Here is a 1,403-nt window from a genome sequence, read left to right as displayed (position 1 = left end):
ACTTTACGGGGTCACTTCATTTGCTGATATGTGGGTTAACCTAAAGCAAGGTAAAGCTTGGAGTGGCATCGTAAAAAACAAAACCAAATCTGGTGGGTTTTACTGGGTCGATGCTTATGTAACTCCAATTTACGACAATGGTAAGGTGAGTGGCTACCAATCTGTTCGTGTTAAGCCAAAGAATGAATGGATACAAGTTGCAGATAAGGCTTACCAAGGCCTCTTGAAGGCTGAAAAGTCGGGTCGCCAATGGTCATTAAAGATCAGTGACAGTGTTCGTTACGCCGTGTTGCTAGGCTCTTTGGCTGCGCCGTTAATTTCAAATCTCATTGAAGTAGGGCAAGTATCACAATGGTTGTTGAGCCTACTTCCTGTTTCAGCATTAGCACTGCTTTTCCGACAAGAGCTGATTGATACTCCACTGCAGTTGAAAAAGCTGCAATCTAAATTCGATAGTGTTAGTCGTCTTGTTTATTCAGGTAATAGTCAGTTCTCTATTGCCGATTTTCACTTAAAACTATTGTCTGCAAGAATCCACACCGTATTAGGTCGCATGACAGACTCAGCCAAGCCGTTACAAGATTTGGCTGACAACCTAAATGCGACGTCATTTGAAGTATCAGAAGCCTTAGATCAACAAACAGAAGACATTCTTCAAGTACGAGAGGCGACTGAAGAGGTTGAAGTCACCGCCAATGAGGTCTCTTCTCGCACAGAAGAAGCGCACCAGATTGTTGATGTGACTTTGCAAACCTGTGCTGGCGCTAAAGAAAGCATTAATCAAACTCATCAAAACTTAGAGAGCCTAGCTTCTCAGGCTGAAAAGGCGACTCAAACGACTTACCAACTGAGCGATCAAGCGCAGAGCGTAAGCAAGATAATGGAAGAGATTGGTGGAATCGCCGAACAAACCAACTTGTTGGCCCTGAACGCTGCGATTGAAGCGGCGAGAGCGGGCGAGCAAGGACGAGGCTTTGCCGTTGTTGCCGACGAAGTCCGTGCATTGTCGGGTCGAACCTCAAAGGCTACGGTTCAGATCAAAGAGAGCATCGATACCATGCTAACGACGATTGAACGGTGGCAAAAAGATATTCTGGCGAACCGTAAGCAAACGGACGCATGTGGTGATGTTGCGAAGGTGAGTGCAGAGCGCTTGTCGGAAGTCGAAAACCTAATGCAATCCATGAATGAACTCATGCAGTCTGTTGAAAGTTCTGCTCATAAGCAACGTGAGCTGTCGAGTGAAGTCAATCTGCATATGCAGTCTATCGCCTCGACCGCAGAACAAAACTTAGTGGCAACGCATTCTGTGAAAGACCACTCCACAGAGCTAAAAGAACGAGTCAATGAGTTCTACCAACTGGCAAAGCGTTTCGAAGAAAAATGGTTCATCGCGGATTAGC

The 1,403-nt window shown here is 45.8% G+C and carries 1 protein-coding gene; it reads left to right on the top strand.

All coding sequences use genetic code 11. The features are described 5' to 3' along the window. A partial coding sequence (locus AB4384_RS21695; RefSeq protein ID WP_372130103.1) for a PAS domain-containing methyl-accepting chemotaxis protein occupies positions 1-1,402 on the top strand: 1,402 nt, incomplete at its 5' end. Position 1,403 lies beyond the last annotated feature (1 nt).

This window comes from Vibrio sp. 10N.261.51.A4, assembly GCF_041471945.1.
Taxonomy (GTDB): domain Bacteria; phylum Pseudomonadota; class Gammaproteobacteria; order Enterobacterales; family Vibrionaceae; genus Vibrio; species Vibrio crassostreae_C.
This window is presented reverse-complemented; position numbering and strand designations above follow the sequence as displayed.